This is a genomic window from Helicobacter sp. 13S00401-1, from assembly GCF_002272925.1.
Classification (GTDB): Bacteria; Campylobacterota; Campylobacteria; order Campylobacterales; family Helicobacteraceae; genus Helicobacter_I.
The window spans coordinates 1-18,398 of record NZ_MLAR01000009.1; the positions used below are offsets into that span (position 1 = coordinate 1).

Here is an 18,398-nt window from a genome sequence, read left to right on the forward strand (position 1 = left end):
TATAACCTAGTAATCTTGCAGATGTATTAAGTGCTTTCATAGCAAACCTACCACTTGGAGTAGTTGCTAGTAAGTTACCACCTTTTTGCTTTGCTGTTTTATCTAGTCTTTTTAAGATAGCATCATCTTTTTTTTTGCTAAAGCTTATATTTATAATTATCTAAAGTTGCTTTAACTAAATGGATGTAGTTTATCCCTTCTTTAATTTCTTGAGTTCTTAGTATGCTCTATAAAATTTTTATGATCATCTAATGTCAAAAGATCTAAAGATGTTATTTTTTTCAAGTGTATATGCAGCTAAGCTTGGAGTTCTTAAAGCCTAGATTTTGAAGTTATGTTTAAAAAAAGTATTACAAGGATTAGTTTAGATCTTACATATAGGCCATTAGATACTATTTTAGGAGATAAAACTCTTATAGATAGAATCTAAAATGCTATCTATAAGGTGAGGGTGTAAAAGCTTAGATGGCCCTTAAAGCTTCATTTAAAGCTTCTTTTAGATCTTCAACATCTTCTATACCTATGCTGAAGCGAAGTAGGTTTTGAGTGATATTCATCTCTTTTTTAGTCTCAGCGCTTAGACTGCCATGACTCATATAATAAGGCATGCCATAAAGACTTTCAACTCCGCCTAAACTTTCAGCTAGAGTGAAAAGAGTTAAATTCTTAGCAAAACGTTTCATGCCTTCATAATCTGTATTTAGATAAGCACTTACTACGCCACCAAAGCCATTTTTCATCTGTGTTTTAGCAAGTTCATGCTGAGGATGAGAAGGAAGGCCAGGGTAGAAGACTTTTTCTACATTAGCGTGAGATTCTAAAAACTTTGCTATTTCAAGCGCATTTTCACAGTGCTTTTTCATCCTTAAAGATAGGGTTTTTATGCCTCTTGAGTTTAGATAGCTATCAAATGGACTTAGTATAGCTCCACAAGAGTTACTAACCATACGTAGTTTTTCATAAAGCTTAAAGTCATTTAAACAAACTGCGCCTGCTACGCTATCACTATGGCCATTTATATATTTAGTCATGCTATGAACTACTATATCTATACCTAAATTTAAAGGCTGTTGTAAATATGGAGTAGCAAAAGTGTTATCAACTACGCTTATGACGTTAGCATCACGTGCGATTTTAGCTATCTCTTCTATATTGCAAAGTGTTAAAAAAGGATTAGTTGGGCTTTCCATCCATATCATCTTAGTTTTTTCACCTATAGCTCTTTTAACATCTCCTATATTAGTCATATCCACATAGACAGTTTTTATACCAAAGTTACTCATAACTGTGCTTAAAAGCCTTCTTGTGCCACCATAGATATCATTAAAGCATATAACTTCATCACCACTTTTTAGCATGCTTAATATGACCATAGTCTCAGCTGCTTGTCCACTACCATAGCAGATAGTGTGTTTTGCATTTTCTAAACTTGCAAGCTTTTTTTCTATAACCTCACGTGTTGGATTACTTAGTCTTGAGTAGCTGTGGCCTAAGATATTATTTTCAAAGTCTGCTTTTGCAAACGTACTTGATAAGTGTATGGGGCTTACTACATCACTAGTGGTATTACCGCTTAGATCTGGTATCTCACTAGTTATGATGGCTCTTGTTGCAAATTTTTTCATTTTTCATCCTTAAAAGTAATGATTTAATTTAGAAGCGACATTGTAGCTTCTTTAAGTTTAGTTACTAAGTCTGTTTTCCGTACTGCGTTTTCTTTGCTAAGTGCTTCTTTTGCACATTTTACAAAGTAAGACCCTACTATAAAACCATCAGTATAACCTTGAAGTAGTTTTACTTGTGCATGTGAATTTATACCAAATCCTACGTAAATCTCCTTATCACTTAAAGTTTTAATGCGCTTCAAACTAGCCTTTAAAGCAGGGCTTATATCAGTGCTAGCCCCTGTTATGCCTTCTCTTGCTACTACATAAAGTAAGGGTGCATTACTACTAGATTCTATTTCTTTGATACGGAAATCACTAGAAGTGGCAGTTATAAGCTCTATAAACTTTACATCCAAGGCAGCACATATCCCTCTTATACCTTCATGGTCATCTTTAGTATATAAAAAATCAGGTGCTATAAGTCCATAACCATTTGCTGCTTTTATATCTCTTATAAATTCATAGATTCCATAAGCATAGATGATGTTTGCATAAGTCATAGCTATAAGTTTAGCTTTAGGGAACTCTTTAGCTAGAGTGCTTATTATTTTAAAACCATCTTTTGTATTAAAACCATTGTTTATAGAATCCATACTTGCATTTTGTATCAAGATCCCATCTGCATTTCCATCTGAAAAAGGAAACTGCACTTCAAGATAGCTTGCTCCTCCTTTTAGGATGCCTCTACCTATATCGATGCTAGATTCTATATCTGGATATCCAGCTATCATATGCCCCATTAATTTCATTTAATCGCCTCTTGTTGTTGTGTATACGTATAATTATAGCTTTTAGGATAAATTTTATTAAATTTAATAGATTCAAACTACAATATAAAATATTAAAGTGTGAAGTTAAGGGAAGGAAATATAATGAAGGGTTTAACTATAACTGAGAAGATTTTTAGTGATCACGTTGGTAAAGAGGCTAGGGCAGATTCCATAATAGAGTGCGATATAGATATGGTTATAGCTAATGATATAACTATGCCAATTTCTATCAAGTCTTTTAAAGAAGCAGGGGCTAAAAAGCTAGCCCGCCCTAAAAACTTTAGCCTAGTTATGGACCACTACATCCCAGCTAAAGATATACAAAGTGCTAATCAAGCCCGCATAAGTCGCGATTTCATCTTAGAACAAGACTTAGAAAACTACTTTGATGAAAGAGATATGGGCATAGAGCACGCTTTGATCCCAGAAAAAGGCCTTGTAGTAAGTGGCGATGTGATAATTGGTGCAGATAGTCATACTTGCACACATGGCGCCTTAGGAGCTTTTAGCACAGGCATGGGTAGTACTGATATAGCTTACGCCATGATAACTGGGAAGAATTGGTTTAAGATTCCAAAAAGTATAAAAGTAGTTTTTAGTGGCAAGCCTCAAAAGATGGTAGGAGGGAAAGATCTAATCTTAGAAGTCATACGTCAGATAGGCGTTGATGGCGCGCTTTATAAAGCACTAGAGTTTACAGGAGAGGGTATAAAGCATCTAAGCATGGATGATAGATTTTCTTTATGCAATATGGCCATAGAAGCAGGAGCAAAAAATGGCATCATAGCAGCAGATGACATAACTAAAGCCTTTTTAGAAGATAGGCAAAAAGAAGTTGGGCTAAGAAGTACTCCTAAGTACTTTTATAGTGATGAAGATGCTAACTATGAGCAAGTTTTACATATAGATTTAGATAAGTTAGAGCCTTTAGTTGCTTATCCATTCTTACCAAGTAATGGAAAAAGCATAAGTGAAGCTAGCAAAGATTCTATAAAAATAGATCAAGCCTTTATAGGGTCTTGTACTAATGGTCGTTTAAGCGATCTAAAAATAGCTAGCGAGATACTAAAGGGCAAAAAGATAGATAAAAGAGTAAGACTTATAGTAACCCCTGGCACTCAGAAAATCTACAAAAAAGCCTATGAGCTAGGCTATATAAATGACTTACTTGATGCGGGTGCACTAGTAAGTAACCCAACTTGTGGGGCCTGCTTAGGGGGCTATATGGGGATCTTAGGGCAGGGTGAAAAATGTATCTCTACAACAAATAGGAACTTTGTAGGAAGGATGGGTGATAGGACTTCAGAAGTCTATCTAGCAAACGCCGCAGTAGTGGCAGCTTCAGCCTTAAGTGGAGTCATAAAAGACCCTAGAATCTAAAAAGTGAAGAATTTATAGATTCTATCAAGCTTTAGAAAACTTTATACATTAAAGTTAAATAAAACTTAACTTTAATGTATAAATAAACTTAATTTTTACTTAAAAAATGATCTAGACTTAGCATATCTATCCACGCTAAGTAAACTTAACATAATCTCAACACCTTTTATATTTTAATTCTAAGACTTGGTTCTACCATGATAGATTATATAAAAGGATACACCATGAAAACTTTATCTAGTATAGGCTTTTTTATAGCCTATGCTGGCGTAGCCATCATACTTATATGGATAGGAGTATATAAATTCACACCTACAGAGGCTGCTGCTATAAAGCCCTTAGTTAGCAACCACTTTTTACTTTTTTGGCTTTATGATATTTTAAGCGATCAAGGTGTTTCAAATCTTTTTGGCATTATAGAAATCATCTCTGGAATCTTAATAATAATCGCTCCTTTTATAAAAGTGATACGTATCCTAGCAGGTCTAGCCATAGTCATAACCTTCCTTTTTACACTTTCTTTTCTTTTTACAACTCCTGGAATTTGGAAAGTTGTTGATGGGATAGGGACCATAAACTTTTTTATGCTTAAAGATCTTCCTATGCTAGGACTAGGTCTAATTTATATAGCTATGAATCCTTTTAAGAGTAAATAAAATTACTCTCTTATCTTTAAAGACTACTAAATTATGGAATCTAAAAGTAGATTCCATAAAAGTCTTAAGACTAGCTTAAGTTAAATAAAATATTACCTTAAGTTAATCTTAAAACTCCTAGATCCACTTTCTATCACTAAAAAGCAGTTTACTTCCTAATATAACCTTAACTTAAGATATTCCTAACAACTTTTGCGTTGTAATGTAGAGAATGGTTCAACCATATAAGACTTTAATAAAATAAAGGATCGCAGTTTTGAAAACTCTAACACGCATAGGCTACTTTATATCTTTTGCTGGCGTAGCCATCATACTTATATGGATAGGAGTATATAAATTCACACCTACAGAGGCTGCTGCTATAAAGCCCTTAGTTAGTAACCACTTTTTGCTTTTTTGGCTTTATGATATTTTAAGCGATCAAGGTGTTTCAAATCTCTTTGGCATTATAGAAATCATCTCTGGAATCTTAATCATACTAGGCTTTTACTTTAATGTTATCCGCATCATAGCTGGTATATGTATGCTTATAACCTTCCTTTTTACGCTTTCTTTTCTTTTTACAACTCCAGGAATTTGGAGTGTTATAGATGGAGTAGGGCATATAGACTTTTTTATACTTAAAGATCTTCCTATGTTAGGGCTTGGTATAACTTATATAGGATTAGCTCCATTTAGAGAGCAAAGAAGAAGGATATGGTAAAAGCATAAGCTAGTTTTAGCTTTATACATCTCTTATAAATAGCTACTTTAACTAGGCTTTATTATTAAGAGATGCTTTTATCTCATAAACACTATAAACTTTTAAGTTACCTATCTTAAAAGGCACATCCTTAAGAGTTCTTCTTTTGTATCAAAAAGTTTTTGTGATAGGTCTACTTTATACTTTTGTGGATTAAGTGCTCTCTTATACTCATCCCAAAATTCACCATAAGCCTCTTTATGAAAGCTTGCTATCTCTTTGACGCTGGGGAGGTCATAAACTAGCTTGCCATCTTTTACCACTAAAGTAGTAAGTGTTTTTGTATAAAAGTTTCTTAGTGTTTTTCTTTTATAAGTACAACGTGGATCAAAGATTTCAAGTTCTTCTAAGTCATCAAAATCTTCTTCCATAAGACAGATTAAATCAGCTTCAGCCTTTTTAGTTCGCCTATCATATATCCTTACTACTTTTTTAAAGCCTGGATTAGTTATCTTTCCTAGAGTATTGCTAGCTTTTAGTTTGGGCACTAAGATTCCATCTTCAGTGATTGCTGCAAGCTTGTAAACTCCATTTAAACTTGGAGTTTCTGCATTTGATACTAGCTTAGTCCCAACGCCAAATCCATCTATCCTAGCGTATTGACTTTCAAGGGAGGCTATGATATTTTCATCTATATCCCCGGAAGCATAGATTTTTACTTCTTTAAAGCCTGCTTCATCTAATATCTCTCTAGCCCTCTTTGATAAGTAGGCTAAATCACCAGAATCTAGTCTTATGCCAAGAGGTCTATGACCCATATTTACTAGCTCTTTAAAGACTGTGATGGCATTAGGCAAGCCGCTATTTAAAGTATCATAAGTATCTACTAGTAATAAGCAACTATCTGGATAAGCTTTAGCATAAGCCCTAAAAGCTTCTAGCTCACTATCAAAGCTCATAACCCAGGCGTGGGCATGAGTTCCAGTTACTGGTATATTAAACATTTTGCCAGCAAGCACATTAGAAGTAGCACTTACCCCAGCTATATAAGCTGCCCTTGAGCTATAAACTCCAGCCTCAAAGCCCTGAGCGCGCCTAAGACTAAAGTCAGCTACTGATTTATCTTTAGCTGCATAAACTACCTTAGCAGCCTTTGAAGCAACCAAGGTTTGATAGTTTAAGATAGCAAGCAAGGCAGTTTCTATAAGCTGGGCTTCAAAAAGTCTAGCTTTTATAGTTAAAAATGGCTCTTGGGGGAAGATAATGCTACCTTCTTTTATGGCGTATACATCACCGCTAAATTTAAAGTCTTTAAGTAGTTTTAAAAACTCTTCATCAAAGATTTTTAAAGACCTAAGATAGTTTATGTCACTTTCTTCAAACCTAAGATTTAAAATATACTCTAGTGCTTGTTCTAGCCCACAGGCTACTGCGTGATTAGTGCCTCTATAAAAGACATCAAAGATGGCTACTTTATCTAGCTTGCCATCCTTACTATAGCCTTGCATCATAGTTAGTTGATAAAGGTCTGTTAATAGCGCCTTACTTTTCATTACGCATCCTTATAAAAAAGTTTAAGCCCTCTTGAACTTCCTATCCCCCAGTTTCATAAAATGCACGAGCTGATATATCATCTTCTGACCAAAGATTTTTTTCTGGTTTATCCTTAATGGCTTGTTTTAATAAAGAATCTAATTTATCAATGTCCTTACTCTCTAAGGCATCTTTTAAGTCTACACTATCTTGATAGTACAAGCAAGGACAAAGCACACCTTTTGCAGTTAAGCGTATCCTATTGCAACTTTTACAGAAATCATCATCATGAGGAGAGATGATTCCAAACTCTGAAGTGATATTTTTGCTTAAGCTAGTAGCAGTGTAAATCTTAGCTGGTCCTTTTTTCTCTTTCTCTTCATAAGTTATCTTAAAGTCTTTTTTTAGTCTTTCTAAGATCTCATCTGACTTAAGCCCTTTTATAGAACTAGAAGCATTTAAATTTTCCATATACTCTATATAGCGCAAAGTAAATCCATGTTGAAAAGCAAAGTGCAGCATATCACTCATCTCATCATCATTTATACCCTTTAAAGGTACCATATTTAGCTTTATAAAAAAGTCTTTTTTAGAAGCAAGCTCTAAGCTTTTTAATATGGTTGGAAGGGCATTAACCTTAGATATAAGTGCTATCCTTTCAGGCTTTAAGGAATCTAAACTTACATTTATCCTTTTAAGTCCAGCAGCATGCAAACTATCTACATACTTATGAAGCAAGAAAGCATTAGTAGTTATAGCTAGATCTATATCTGGTTTATAGTTTTTTATACTAGCTAAAAACTCACTTAAGTTTGGTCTTAAGAGGGGCTCTCCACCTGTTATGCGTATCTTTTTGACGCCATTATCTATACACACTTTTACGAAGTTAAAGATCTTATCAAGCTCGACACTTTCTTCATGGAAGTCTAAGGGAGTGTTTGGCATACAGTATTGACACCTAAAGTTACACTGTTTTGTTACTGAGATCCTTAAGTAGTCTATTTCTCTATTAAAACTATCTATTAGCATAATTGCAACTTGTATTTTTCTATATGCGTCATGTTTGAACCTCGTTTTAAGCCTTATTTGGGCCTTAGCTTTTTTATGTCTATAATTATTACTAAGTTTTCTTAAATCGCATATTGACCTAAACTACAAAAGACAAAGGAAAAATGGTGGATAAAGATATAAAAGGCGTGATACTAACTGGATCTATAGGCTGTGGTAAAACTACAGTTGCTAACTTATTAAGGCTTAATGGCTACAAAGTTATAGATGTAGATGGAATAGCAAAAGAGGCATTAGATATCAAAAAAGAAGAAGTCTTAAAACTTTTTGGTAATGAGATAGCAGATGAAAAAGGTCATATATCTAGGGCAAAACTTGGGATTTTAGTCTTTGGCGATAGCGAAAAAAGAAAGGCTTTAGAAACCTTGCTTCATCCATATATATATGCACAAGTTGATGCACAGTGCCTAAAGTTAGAAAAGTTTAAAGTTCCTTATTTTATAGATCTACCTTTATTTTTTGAAAGCAAGCATCGCTATGTTTATAGATTTATAGCTTGTGTTTATGCTCCAAAAACTTTGCAGCTTCAAAGAGTTATGACTAGAGATAAGTTAGATGAAAATGAAGCACTTAAGCGTATAGATTCCCAACTAGATATAGAATCTAAAAAGGCTAAAAGTGACTTTGTGATAGAAAATACAGGCTCTCTAAAAGACTTGCAAGCTAATGTTGAAGCCTTTTTACAAAACCTTGAAATAGCCTTTAAGTCTTAAAAAAGTTTTTTATAAGACTTAGGCTTGTGCTAGGATAAGTTTTTTAAAGTTAGCTTCTAAGCTTTCTTTGCTTTCTTTTATCTCATTCATTTGTTTATTAGCTATAAGTCTTCCTTCATACATAAAAAGTGCAGCATCAAGTATGGCTTCTACTTCATTTAGTAGATGGGTTGATATGATAAGAGTAGAGTCTGGCTTTTTATACTTTAAGATGATGCCAAGAACTAGATCTCTTGCTACAGGATCTATACCAACTATAGGCTCATCAAAGAGATAAAGCTTTACTTGTCTTGCCATGGTAAGTGCTAGGGCTATTTTTTCCCTTGTGCCTTTTGAGCAGCGATTAACATAAGCCTTAGGCTTTATCTTTAAGCTATCTAGTATCTCTAAGGCTATATCTTTTTTGAAGTTATAAAAGATATCAGAGTAAAAACTCATAATATTACTTATCCTAGCTTTAGCATCTAAAATATCAAGATCTGGTAAAAAGGCTATCTCATTTTTAGATTCTATGCTTAAAGGCTTAGAGTCAAACTCTATACTTCCAGATGTTGGGTGATTAAGTAAGGAGATAAGTTTTAGTAGGCTAGTTTTACCGCTGCCATTAGCCCCTAAAAGGCCTACAACCTTTGTTTTATCTATAGAGAAATTTATATCTTTTAAGATTTCTGTGTTGTTTTTGGTTTTACTTAGATTTTTTACTAAGAGTAGTGTGTTTGGCATAGTTGCTAGCCTTTATTGTGGAATCTTAATCTTACTATCATCTATCTTAAAACTAAAGTATTCAGAGTTTAAGTTAGTGTTGCTTATAGAGTTAAAGTGTTGGGCAGCTGCATTATAGTTGCCTTGTTCTTGATATAAAAGCCCTAGGGCATACTTACTTTCAAAGTTGCTACTAGAATCCATTTTTGCTAATTGTAGTAACAAACTAGCAATGTTGTTATGCCCAGCACCAATGGCCGCAAGAGCACCAAAGAATCTAGTATTACTATCATCTTCTTTTCTTTCATTAATTAGCGTGTTGTAAAGACTATAGCTTTCTTCAAAGTTATTATCATAGATATCAAGATAGGCTAGGGCTTGCATGATGCCATTAGGGTTAAGATTTTGTGTGCTTAGCTTGTCTTGAAGTATCTTTTTTTCAAGCTTTAAGTTACCAGTTATAAAGCCTATTTTTATATAAATCTCACGGGCTAAAGTTGGCCCATAAAAGACTGGATTTAAGTCTAAGTTTAAGTTTCCTTTAAAAAGATACTGGAGATTTAAAGAAAGGTTTTTAGCGTTTTCTCCAAAGTTAGCAGCTATGCCATAAAGATAGTTAGCTACTAAATCATTAGGCTGCAAGCTTTTTAACCCTTCTGTTGCTTCAAGCATCACTTTTTTATCCCTAGTGCCTGTGGCACTAACTAGACTATAGGCATAAGCAAAAGGAGAAGCATTTTTTGGAGCTATGTAAGGATCAGCCCTTGGATCATTTATCCACTCTCTCATAGATTCATAAAGACGTAACTTTTTAGAATCTAGTTTAGAGTTTTTGATACTTTGTGCTACTGAAGCATTTAGCTGAGTGTTGTCATGCTTAGTTATAACCCCACTTAATAATGCTAGGTTACCGGCTAATATATCATTGTTATCTAAGTGGTAAGCACGTAAAAAGTGATAGTAAGCCTTATCAAACTCGCCCATCTGGGCATAAAGCACTCCTATATCATAGTGCAAGACAGCATGGTCTATATTTGCTTTTAGGCTTTGTTCTAAAAGCTTTAAAGCACCCCTTGTGTCATTGTTATTAATCCTTTTTAAAGCTTGGGCTATATCTTGGTTTATCTCTGAGATAGTAGCACCTTTAACTAAGATAGAGTTACTTTCTTCTAGCCTACTTTGGTTTATCTGAGTATCAAGCACACCATCAACTATAACTCTCAAAGCTCTATCTATATCAAATACCCTATAAGGTGCATAGTAAAATAGAATCTTAGATATAAAAAGTTTAGAGTTTTCAAAAGTACTTCTCCAAAGCTCTCTTTGTGCAAGGTTAACATCAAATATATTAGGAGAGATGACTACTTTTATAGGATAAGGATTAGGGATATCTTTAGCCATGCTTGCATAACTCCCCATAAATCTTGCAGCATTAGCATAAGCCCCCATTCTTAAACTTATAAGCTCAGCACTCATTTGAGCTTTTATGTCATCTGGATAGCTTATAAGATAGTTATCTATGTGAGTTAAGGCTAGAGGTAGATTGCCTTCTCTTGCAGCAAGCTGACCTAAGGCTAACTCATCTTTTGTGCTAGCTACTGCTTTTAGATTTTTATAAGCATTTAAATTATCATTAAAGATAGCATACATCTTGCTTGCAAGGCGCTTTTCTCCATTACTAAAAGCAGCACTTGGATGAGAGAGTGGAGAGAGGGCTTCAAAATAGTTGCCATTATAGTACTGATTAAGTGCATAGATGTAGGGGTAGGGCACAAGGGTGCTTATCTGATTTAAGTAGGCATTACTTATACTTAGATAGTGTTTAAATTTAACTGGATCGTTAAGATAGTAGGCGTCCGCCATAGCATTGTTTGCACTTAGTGGTATATCTTCCCCAGACTTTATAGCTAAGTCATAATACCTAAGGCTTGCTAAATAGTCTTTTGACTTTGCTTCTACAACACCTAGATTATAATTTGCTATAGCTTTAGAAAAGCTAGCTATTTGCTTATAGATATCAAGGGCATCGTTTTTGTTACCACTTTTATAAAGAATGTCTGCTTTTTTTATTAGGTCTTGTAAGTTAGCATCATCAACTATAGGTGCATTAATAGATGAAAGCATGGGTATATCTGGCAGGGCAGTTTCTTTTACTTCTTGAGCTGACATTATCTCAGCTTGCTTTAGTATCTGTTTTTGAGTTTGCTTAGTCTCACTTTTAGTTTCTTTATCTTTGATGATTAGGGCTATAAGTATGGAGATAATGATTATTACTACAACTATACCAGCTACTATGCCTAGAGTTTTTTTACTTAGTCTTTTGCTTTCTTCTTTTAAGTCTTGTGAAGGTGCTTGATTATCACTTTGTCTTTCTGCTTCTAGCATCTCTAAGTCGCCAAGAGACTCCTTAGGCTTGCTTTGTGCTTTTTGTTTTTTTGGCATGAAGCTTTTAAGTGGAGTAAAAAAGGACCTTATGACATAAAAGACCTTTGCAAGTTTTAGCTTATCTTTAAGACTAGCTTTACTCTCTTTTTGTTCTGTAGCATTAGGCACGTATTAATCCCATCCTAGATGTTTGAATTTATGCCTGGCATATATTTTTCTAAAACTTTTGGAATCTTAATGTTTCCTTGTTCATCTTGATAGTTTTCCATGATAGCAGCTAGAGTTCTTCCTACTGCAAGACTAGAGCCATTTAAAGTATGAGCTAGTTTGTTTTTTCCATCTTGTTTGTAGCGGATTTTAGCACGGCGTGCTTGAAAGTCTCTGCAGTTAGAAACTGAACTTATCTCTCTATAAGTATCTTGTGAAGGAAACCATACTTCTAAATCCACTGTATTACTAGCACTAAAACCTAAGTCGCCACTGCAAAGTTGCACTAATCTATGAGGAAGTCCTAGGCTTTCTAAAAGTAGTGAGGCTGTTTCTATCATGTACTCTTGCATTTTTGGACTATCTTCATGTGAAGTGATGCTTACAAGTTCTACTTTATCAAATTGATGTTGCCTTATGATGCCTCTTGTATCTCTCCCAGCACTGCCAGCTTCTTTTCTAAAACAAGGTGTGTAAGAAGTTAGTTTTAAAGGCAACTCTTCATAAGAGATAATGGTATCTTGATAGATATTAGTTAAAGATATCTCAGAAGTTGAGATAAGATAGAGTTCATGGCCTTTGTTAGTGTCTGGATCTAATGTATTTTCAAGTTTAAACATATCATCTTTAAACTTTGGTAACTGCCCAGTGCCTATTAGTGCATTTGCATTAACCAAAACAGGAGTGTGGACGTACTCAAACCCACGACTTTGGTTAAACTCAAGCATGTAAGAGATTAGTGCAAAGTTAAGTCTAGCAGCCACTCCTCGCAAGATATTAAATCTAGACTTAGCGATTTTGGCTGCATTTTCAAAGTCTATCCAGCCATTTTTCTCAGCTAACTCCCAGTGAGCCTTAGGTATAAAATCAAAGCTTGGAGGTGTAAGGATGCGTTTTAACTCTACATTTTCGCTTTCATCTTTACCTATAGGAGTTTTATCATCTATTAAGTTAGGTGTCTCAAGCAGTAAACTTTCAAAGTTAGATTCTATCTCTTTAAGATTAGCTTGCTCACTTTTTAGCTCTTTTAAGACTTTAGCTATCTTAGCCTTAGTTTCTTCATCTGGCTTAGTTTTTGAAAGGGAGTTTTGTATGGCTTGCAACTTTTCTACATTACCTTTTGCTTCCTTATAAGCTAAGCTTAAAGAGGCAAGATTATCTATATCTTTTTTACTTACGCCTTTAGCCTCTAGCTTTTTTGTGCACGTTTCTAAATCGCTTAATAACAGCTTAGTATCTATCATGTAACTTCTCCCCTTTTAAGTTATGTAACTTGCTTTTTTTAGAGTATATATCTTGTTAGATCAACATTTTTAACTAGACTATCTAGCTTTTTATTAACTAGGTCTTTATCAACAACTACTTTTTGTCCTTTATACTCATCAGCATTAAAACTTATATCTTCTATAACTTTTTCTATAGCTGTATGAAGGCGTCTAGCACCTATGTCTTCAGTGTCTTCATTAGCCCTAAAGCTTAGACGACTTAGTTCTCTTAAGGCCTCATCACTAAAACTAAGTTCTACTTCTTCCACACTTAAAAGGGCTTGATACTGTTTAATGATGGAGTTTTTAGTTGAAGTTAGAATCTGATATAAGGCCTCTTCATCAAGATTATCTAACTCAACCCTTAGTGGAAAACGACCTTGAAGTTCAGGGATTAAATCACTAGGTTTACTTAGATGGAAAGCACCAGCTGCTATAAAAAGTATATGATCTGTTTTTATCTGTCCATACTTAGTATTAACTATACTTCCTTCTACTATAGGAAGCAAGTCTCTTTGAACACCTTCTTTACTAGGGTCTTGGCGACTTTGGTTTTTGGCACTAACTGCGATTTTATCTATCTCATCTATAAAGATTATCCCACTTTGACTAGCTAGTTTTAGTGCTTCTTGTTCTATATTTTCATGATCTAGCACATTTTCTTGTGCTTCAGTTCGTAAAACTTCTTTTGCTTCTTTTATAGTTAGCTCTTTTTTAATGTTTTCATCTTTTTGGAAAACCTTCATTAAAGATTCTTGCATCTTAGACATCTCTACTGGAAGATTATCATCCATAAGTCTTTTAGAGCTTTTTTTGATCTCTATAGATATCTTTCTATCATCCATAGAACCATCTCTTATCTTAGACTTCATTTTCTCAAGACTAGCTTCATACTCTTTTTGTCTTTCTTCACTTACTGTGCTAGGAAGTGGTGGTATAAGTTTTTTAGCTATCTTTTCTACTATGTAGTCTTCTATCTCTTTTGAAGATGCTGCCTTATATCTATTTTGTAAAAGATTAATGCTAGCTAAGACTAGCTCTCTAACCATAGATTCTACATCTCGCCCCACAAAGCCTACTTCTGTATATTTACTAGCTTCTACTTTTATAAAAGGTAGCCCCATGATCTTAGCCATACGCCTTGCTATCTCAGTTTTTCCCACACCAGTAGACCCTATCATTAAGATATTTTTAGGTGTTACTTCTTCTTGAAGTTCTTTGTTAAGTTTAAGCCTTCTGTAGCGGTTTCTTAGTGCTATGGCTATAGCTTTTTTTGCATCAATCTGACCTATGATGTACTCATCAAGATAACTAACTATCTCTTTTGGTTTTTTATCCAGTGTTTTAATACTATCGCTTTCCATTAATCTATCTCCAAGATCTTAATATTATGATTAGTATAAATGCATATATCTCCAGCTATGTTTAAAGATTCAAAAACTAGATCTTTTGGAGCTATATTACTAAACTTATCTAGTGCCCTTGCACTTGCTAGTGCGTAGTTTCCACCACTGCCAATAGCAGCGATTTTGCCATCTTCAGGCTCTACTACATCACCAGTTCCACTTAAGATATATATATTAGTGGCATTTAAAACTATCATCATAGCCTCTAGGCGTCTTAGATACTTATCTTTTCTCCACTCTTTGCTAAAGTCTAAAACTGACTTAGCTAAGTTGCCCTTGCTAGTTTCTAAGATCCTTTCAAACATATCAAAAAGAGAAAAGGCATCTGCAGTGCTTCCTGCAAAGCCACCTAAAACTTTACCGTTATAAAGACTTCTTATCTTTGTGGCATTTCCCTTCATGATACAAGAGCCAAAGCTTACTTGACCATCTCCTCCTATCACTCCACAAGACTTTCCGTCTTTTTCTCCTATGTAGCCAAGAATAGTAGTTGCGTGAAACATATAGTTTTCCTTATTGTAGATTTAGTTCAAGTTCAAGGCTATAAGCTATATCTAATATGGATTGCTCATCAAAGCTTTTACCAATAAACTGCATACCTATAGGAAGTGGTGTTTTAGTAACTGGCACACTTATAGCTGGAAGTCCAGCTACATTAACCCCTATAGTGTAGATATCACTTAGATATGTTTCTAGTGGAGTAAGTTTAGAATCTAATTTAGGTGCTACACTTGGTGCAACAGGACTTAAGATGACATCGCAGTCTTGAAATATAGCATCATACTCTTGCTTAATCATAGCTTGAAGATTTTTAGCCCTTTTATAATAAGCATCATAGTAGCCACTACTTAAAACAAAACTTCCTAGCATAATGCGCCTTTTTACCTCATCTCCAAACTGTGCTCTAGTATCAAAGTACATATCTTTTAGGTTTTTAGCTTCTATCCTATGTCCATATCTAACTCCATCAAAGCGCGCTAAGTTACTGCTTGCCTCAGCAGTTGAGATGATATAGTAAGTGGCTAGCTGATAGCTAGTATCAAGGAGTTTTTTGTGCACTATCTTATGGCCTAAACTTTCTAAAACTTTAATAGTTTTAGTGTAAGCATCTTGTACTTCTTTACTAGCATCTTTTATAGAATCTAGTAAAACTCCAACTTTAAAAGTGCGACTAGAATCTAAATTATCAAAAGTATTAGTAGATTTTAGGGAAGCACAAGTAGAATCTTTAGTACACCCTCCACTTATGCAATCTAATAAGATAGCACTATCTTCTACATTTTGCGTGATAGTTCCAACTTGTTCTAATGAAGAGCTATAAGCTATAAGACCATATCTACTAACCCTTCCATAACTTGGTTTTAGCCCCACACATCCACAGTAACTTGAAGGCTGTCTAACTGAGCCTCCAGTATCACTACCTAGGCTTGCTATAGCTATCTTTCCAGCTACACTAGCAGCCCCACCACCACTACTACCACCAGGCATCCTAGTAATATCTACTGGGTTTAAAGTAGGTCCATAACAACTAGTCATAGTAGTACTACCCATACCAAACTCATCCATATTTGCCCGTCCAAAAGCACACATATTATTTTCATGAAGTTTAGATATCACTGCTGCATTAAATGGAGACTTAAAGCCTTGTAATATTTTAGATGCACAAGTAGCCTCGCTATCTTTTACACAGATATTATCTTTTATAAGTATAGGAACCCTGCCATAATCGCCATCTAGAAAAACTGGTTTTGTTATGTAAGCATTAAGCTTGTTTTCTTCTACTTTACTAGCTATATCTATTTTGATTTCTTCTATCTCTTCTTTTTTGAGTGAGAGTGCTTTTTTAAGCGTTATCATCATTTTCCTTGTAGTGTCTAAAAGTGATTTTAATCATAGGATTATATCCTATTGCTTCCAGCAACTATGAGACTTTGTGCCTCTTTTGCATAGAGTAAAAGATGTAAGGCTATATCTTTTATACCTTCTAAGTTAGGGAAACTAAAAAGTGCCATATCAGCTAGTTTGCCACTTTCTAAGCTACCATTTTCTAGCCTTAAAGCATGGGCTGCTTTAGTGGTTATACTTTTTACTAACTCTCTTGCTAGGGCTTCTAGATCTAAGCTAGTCTCACTTTTAGCTATGCTTGCAAAAAAGCTAGCACGAAGTTCATCTAAGATGTTTAAGTTTATATTAGAGCTTTTACCATCTGTTGCTATGATGTCATTAAGACCCATTTTTTGATTTAAAAGTAGGTTAGATCTAGGACAAGAGATAATCTTTCCTAGACTTAAAATCCTTTCTTGCAGCTTAGAATCTGCTTGCAAACAGTGCACAAAAAGACAGTCTAAGTCATAAAAAGCTTCTAAAAAACTTTCAATACTAAAATTAGGCTTAGGATTAGAGATATGTAAGATATCTTCATAAAAATGCTTAAAAAAACCACTTCCTTTTTCTAACCACTCTAGTTCTTCTTTGCTTTCTAAAAAATGTGTGCTTACTAGTAAGTTAAGATTCCTAGCTAGGTTTAGACTAGATTCTAAAAGCTCAGGACTTATAGAGTAGGGTGAGTGTACTGCAAGGCTAGGGATAAACATAGAACTTTTGTGAGCTAGGCTAGTTTCTAGTCTTTTAGCTAGGTTATCAACTTGTTCTTTAAGCTTGCTAGTATCAGCACCTAAGACTTCACTAAAGTAAACTACTCTAAGATTAGATTCTAAAAGTGCTTCTAAATCCATATCATAACTGCTAATTGCCCCTATGGTTCCAACACCACTTTTTTTACTCTCTTTCAAAGCATCTTTTATGGCTAGATTTGCATCTTTAAATACTTCGCCTCGATTACTCATAACACTTTCTAGCCAGCCTCCAAAGCTTCCATAACAAAACTCACCACTATTTTTACTAAATTCAAAATGCACATGAGTGTTTATAAAAGCTGGCGTAAGGATAGAATCTTTATAAAAGCTTTTATCTTTTGCTTTAGAGCTTAAGGCTTCATACTCTCCTACTTCTACTATCTTTTCATCTTCATAAAGAACGCCTCCATTTTCTATAATGGAAAACTTAGAGTTAGCTGTTAAAACATATCTTGCACCTAGTAGTTTCATAATTTATCCCTTATCTTTAATATATTCTTTTTCTAAAATAGCTTTTAAGACATAAGAAAGCTCTTCTTTAGTTTCTTCTATGCCTTGTTTTTCACACCATATCTTAACGCTAACTGCTATAAACTCTTCTTCAAAACTAGTTATATTAACCTTGTAGCCTTTTTCATGAACTATGTTTTTAAGGCTGGCTAAAGTAGTTTTTAATGCGTCCTTTATGGAATCTAAGTTTGTTTCATAAGGTAGCTTTAAGGCATAGATAACTTCTTGTATAGGTAAGACTTCATTTACTCCAGAGTTTATGATAGTTGAGTTAGCAGCAGAGTTATTTGGCATCGTTACTATTTTTCCATCATCTGTTTTTAGTATGGTTGTAAAAAGATTTATAGCTTGCACTACTCCTTCAGTGCTTCCTATCTTTATGGTATCTCCTTTTTTATAAGGCCTTAAGACTATAAGTATGATTCCACCTGCAACTGAAGAAAGGGAGTTTTTTAAAGCTAAGGCTATGGCCACACCTATGGTTCCTAAGAGAGCTATTATTGAAGCAATCTGTACTCCAAGAGCACTTAAAACGGCAATGCCAGCAATTATTAGGATGATAACACTTGCAGCTTGTGAGATAAAGTTAGCTAGTATTTCATCATTATTAGTAGCTTTATTAACTATGATAAAGATGCGTTTTCTTACTATCCTAGCTAGATAAAGTCCTACTATTAATATGATTATAGCCTTCAAGATAGCTAGGCCTAAAAGCTCTCCTGTGCTTAAAGCTTTACTCATCAAAGCTTGTGAATCCATTTTTAACCTTTAAGTTTTCTTAATTATAAATCAACATAAGATATACTTAGTTCAACTCT

The 18,398-nt window shown here is 34.4% G+C and carries 16 protein-coding genes; 4 read left to right on the top strand and 12 right to left on the bottom strand.

From position 1 onward, the window contains the following. Positions 1 to 461: 461 nt before the first annotated feature. Entirely contained in the window at positions 462 to 1,625 is a 1,164-nt protein-coding gene (locus BKH43_RS05655; RefSeq protein ID WP_095229496.1) for a PLP-dependent aspartate aminotransferase family protein, read from the bottom strand. A 23-nt stretch (positions 1,626 to 1,648) separates the two neighbouring features. Then, entirely contained in the window at positions 1,649 to 2,416 is a 768-nt protein-coding gene (trpA, locus tag BKH43_RS05660; RefSeq protein ID WP_095229498.1) for a tryptophan synthase subunit alpha, read from the bottom strand. Positions 2,417 to 2,539: 123 nt separating this feature from the next. On the opposite strand from trpA, the gene leuC reads away from it, so the two are divergent. The 3 genes from leuC (at position 2,540) to BKH43_RS05675 (ending at position 5,176) form a co-directional block, all read left to right on the top strand. Next, the gene (gene leuC, locus BKH43_RS05665) at positions 2,540 to 3,817 is read left to right on the top strand and encodes a 3-isopropylmalate dehydratase large subunit (RefSeq protein ID WP_095229500.1); all 1,278 of its coding nucleotides are present in this window, start codon (positions 2,540 to 2,542) and stop codon (positions 3,815 to 3,817) included. 224 nt (positions 3,818 to 4,041) lie between these two features. Continuing rightward, positions 4,042 to 4,473: a DUF417 family protein gene (locus BKH43_RS05670; protein WP_095229502.1), complete on the top strand. Its 432-nt coding sequence runs from the start codon at positions 4,042 to 4,044 to the stop codon at positions 4,471 to 4,473. 256 nt (positions 4,474 to 4,729) lie between these two features. Next, a complete protein-coding gene (locus tag BKH43_RS05675) occupies positions 4,730 to 5,176 on the top strand; it encodes a DUF417 family protein (RefSeq protein ID WP_216358497.1) in 447 nt (148 codons plus the stop codon). Between the two features lie 110 nt (positions 5,177 to 5,286). Here the strand turns inward: BKH43_RS05675 and BKH43_RS05680 are convergent, their stop codons facing one another. Further along, complete coding sequence (locus BKH43_RS05680; RefSeq protein ID WP_095229506.1) at positions 5,287 to 6,708, bottom strand: nicotinate phosphoribosyltransferase; 1,422 nt, start codon at positions 6,706 to 6,708, stop codon at positions 5,287 to 5,289. 40 nt (positions 6,709 to 6,748) lie between these two features. Continuing rightward, entirely contained in the window at positions 6,749 to 7,717 is a 969-nt protein-coding gene (gene moaA / locus BKH43_RS05685; protein WP_095229508.1) for a GTP 3',8-cyclase MoaA, read from the bottom strand. Between the two features lie 146 nt (positions 7,718 to 7,863). Between moaA and coaE the strand changes: the two genes are divergently transcribed. Beyond that, a complete protein-coding gene (coaE, locus tag BKH43_RS05690; protein ID WP_172402326.1) occupies positions 7,864 to 8,469 on the top strand; it encodes a dephospho-CoA kinase in 606 nt (201 codons plus the stop codon). A gap of 18 nt (positions 8,470 to 8,487) precedes the next feature. Here coaE and BKH43_RS05695 read toward each other — a convergent pair whose 3' ends face one another. The 8 genes from BKH43_RS05695 to BKH43_RS05730 are packed head-to-tail and all read right to left on the bottom strand — an operon-like array spanning position 8,488 to position 18,339. Further along, a complete protein-coding gene (locus BKH43_RS05695) occupies positions 8,488 to 9,192 on the bottom strand; it encodes an ABC transporter ATP-binding protein (protein WP_095229512.1) in 705 nt (234 codons plus the stop codon). 12 nt (positions 9,193 to 9,204) lie between these two features. Beyond that, on the bottom strand, positions 9,205 to 11,724 hold the full coding sequence (locus tag BKH43_RS05700; protein WP_095229514.1) for a tetratricopeptide repeat protein: 2,520 nt from the start codon (positions 11,722 to 11,724) through the stop codon (positions 9,205 to 9,207). Between the two features lie 14 nt (positions 11,725 to 11,738). Continuing rightward, positions 11,739 to 13,007 (bottom strand): serine--tRNA ligase, encoded by a 1,269-nt coding sequence (serS, locus tag BKH43_RS05705; RefSeq protein ID WP_095229516.1) that lies wholly within the window; start codon positions 13,005 to 13,007, stop codon positions 11,739 to 11,741. Between the two features lie 38 nt (positions 13,008 to 13,045). Next, positions 13,046 to 14,392 (bottom strand): HslU--HslV peptidase ATPase subunit, encoded by a 1,347-nt coding sequence (gene hslU / locus BKH43_RS05710; protein WP_095229518.1) that lies wholly within the window; start codon positions 14,390 to 14,392, stop codon positions 13,046 to 13,048. After that, positions 14,392 to 14,937: an ATP-dependent protease subunit HslV gene (gene hslV / locus BKH43_RS05715; RefSeq protein ID WP_095229520.1), complete on the bottom strand. Its 546-nt coding sequence runs from the start codon at positions 14,935 to 14,937 to the stop codon at positions 14,392 to 14,394. The genes hslU and hslV overlap by 1 nt, the downstream gene beginning before the upstream one ends. Before the next feature lie 10 nt (positions 14,938 to 14,947). Next, positions 14,948 to 16,291, bottom strand: a complete 1,344-nt coding sequence (gene gatA / locus BKH43_RS05720) for an Asp-tRNA(Asn)/Glu-tRNA(Gln) amidotransferase subunit GatA (protein WP_095229521.1) — start codon at positions 16,289 to 16,291, stop codon at positions 14,948 to 14,950. 41 nt (positions 16,292 to 16,332) lie between these two features. Continuing rightward, entirely contained in the window at positions 16,333 to 17,541 is a 1,209-nt protein-coding gene (locus tag BKH43_RS05725) for an aminofutalosine deaminase family hydrolase (protein ID WP_095229523.1), read from the bottom strand. 3 nt (positions 17,542 to 17,544) lie between these two features. Then, positions 17,545 to 18,339, bottom strand: coding sequence for a mechanosensitive ion channel domain-containing protein (locus BKH43_RS05730; RefSeq protein ID WP_095229525.1), 795 nt, complete (start codon positions 18,337 to 18,339; stop codon positions 17,545 to 17,547). Between the last annotated feature and the right edge of the window lie 59 nt (positions 18,340 to 18,398).

Bases quoted from the DNA above. Each gene is read 5' to 3' on its own strand.
- gatA (WP_095229521.1), bottom strand. From the start codon at position 16,291: ATGATAACGCTTAAAAAAGCACTCTCACTCAAAAAAGAAGAGATAGAA.
- hslU (WP_095229518.1), bottom strand. From the start codon at position 14,392: ATGGAAAGCGATAGTATTAAAACACTGGATAAAAAACCAAAAGAGATA.
- BKH43_RS05725 (WP_095229523.1), bottom strand. From the start codon at position 17,541: ATGAAACTACTAGGTGCAAGATATGTTTTAACAGCTAACTCTAAGTTT.
- moaA (WP_095229508.1), bottom strand. From the start codon at position 7,717: ATGCTAATAGATAGTTTTAATAGAGAAATAGACTACTTAAGGATCTCA.
- leuC (WP_095229500.1), top strand. From the start codon at position 2,540: ATGAAGGGTTTAACTATAACTGAGAAGATTTTTAGTGATCACGTTGGT.
- serS (WP_095229516.1), bottom strand. From the start codon at position 13,007: ATGATAGATACTAAGCTGTTATTAAGCGATTTAGAAACGTGCACAAAA.
- trpA (WP_095229498.1), bottom strand. From the start codon at position 2,416: ATGAAATTAATGGGGCATATGATAGCTGGATATCCAGATATAGAATCT.
- BKH43_RS05655 (WP_095229496.1), bottom strand. From the start codon at position 1,625: ATGAAAAAATTTGCAACAAGAGCCATCATAACTAGTGAGATACCAGAT.
- BKH43_RS05730 (WP_095229525.1), bottom strand. From the start codon at position 18,339: ATGGATTCACAAGCTTTGATGAGTAAAGCTTTAAGCACAGGAGAGCTT.
- BKH43_RS05695 (WP_095229512.1), bottom strand. From the start codon at position 9,192: ATGCCAAACACACTACTCTTAGTAAAAAATCTAAGTAAAACCAAAAAC.
- BKH43_RS05670 (WP_095229502.1), top strand. From the start codon at position 4,042: ATGAAAACTTTATCTAGTATAGGCTTTTTTATAGCCTATGCTGGCGTA.
- hslV (WP_095229520.1), bottom strand. From the start codon at position 14,937: ATGTTTCACGCAACTACTATTCTTGGCTACATAGGAGAAAAAGACGGA.
- BKH43_RS05680 (WP_095229506.1), bottom strand. From the start codon at position 6,708: ATGAAAAGTAAGGCGCTATTAACAGACCTTTATCAACTAACTATGATG.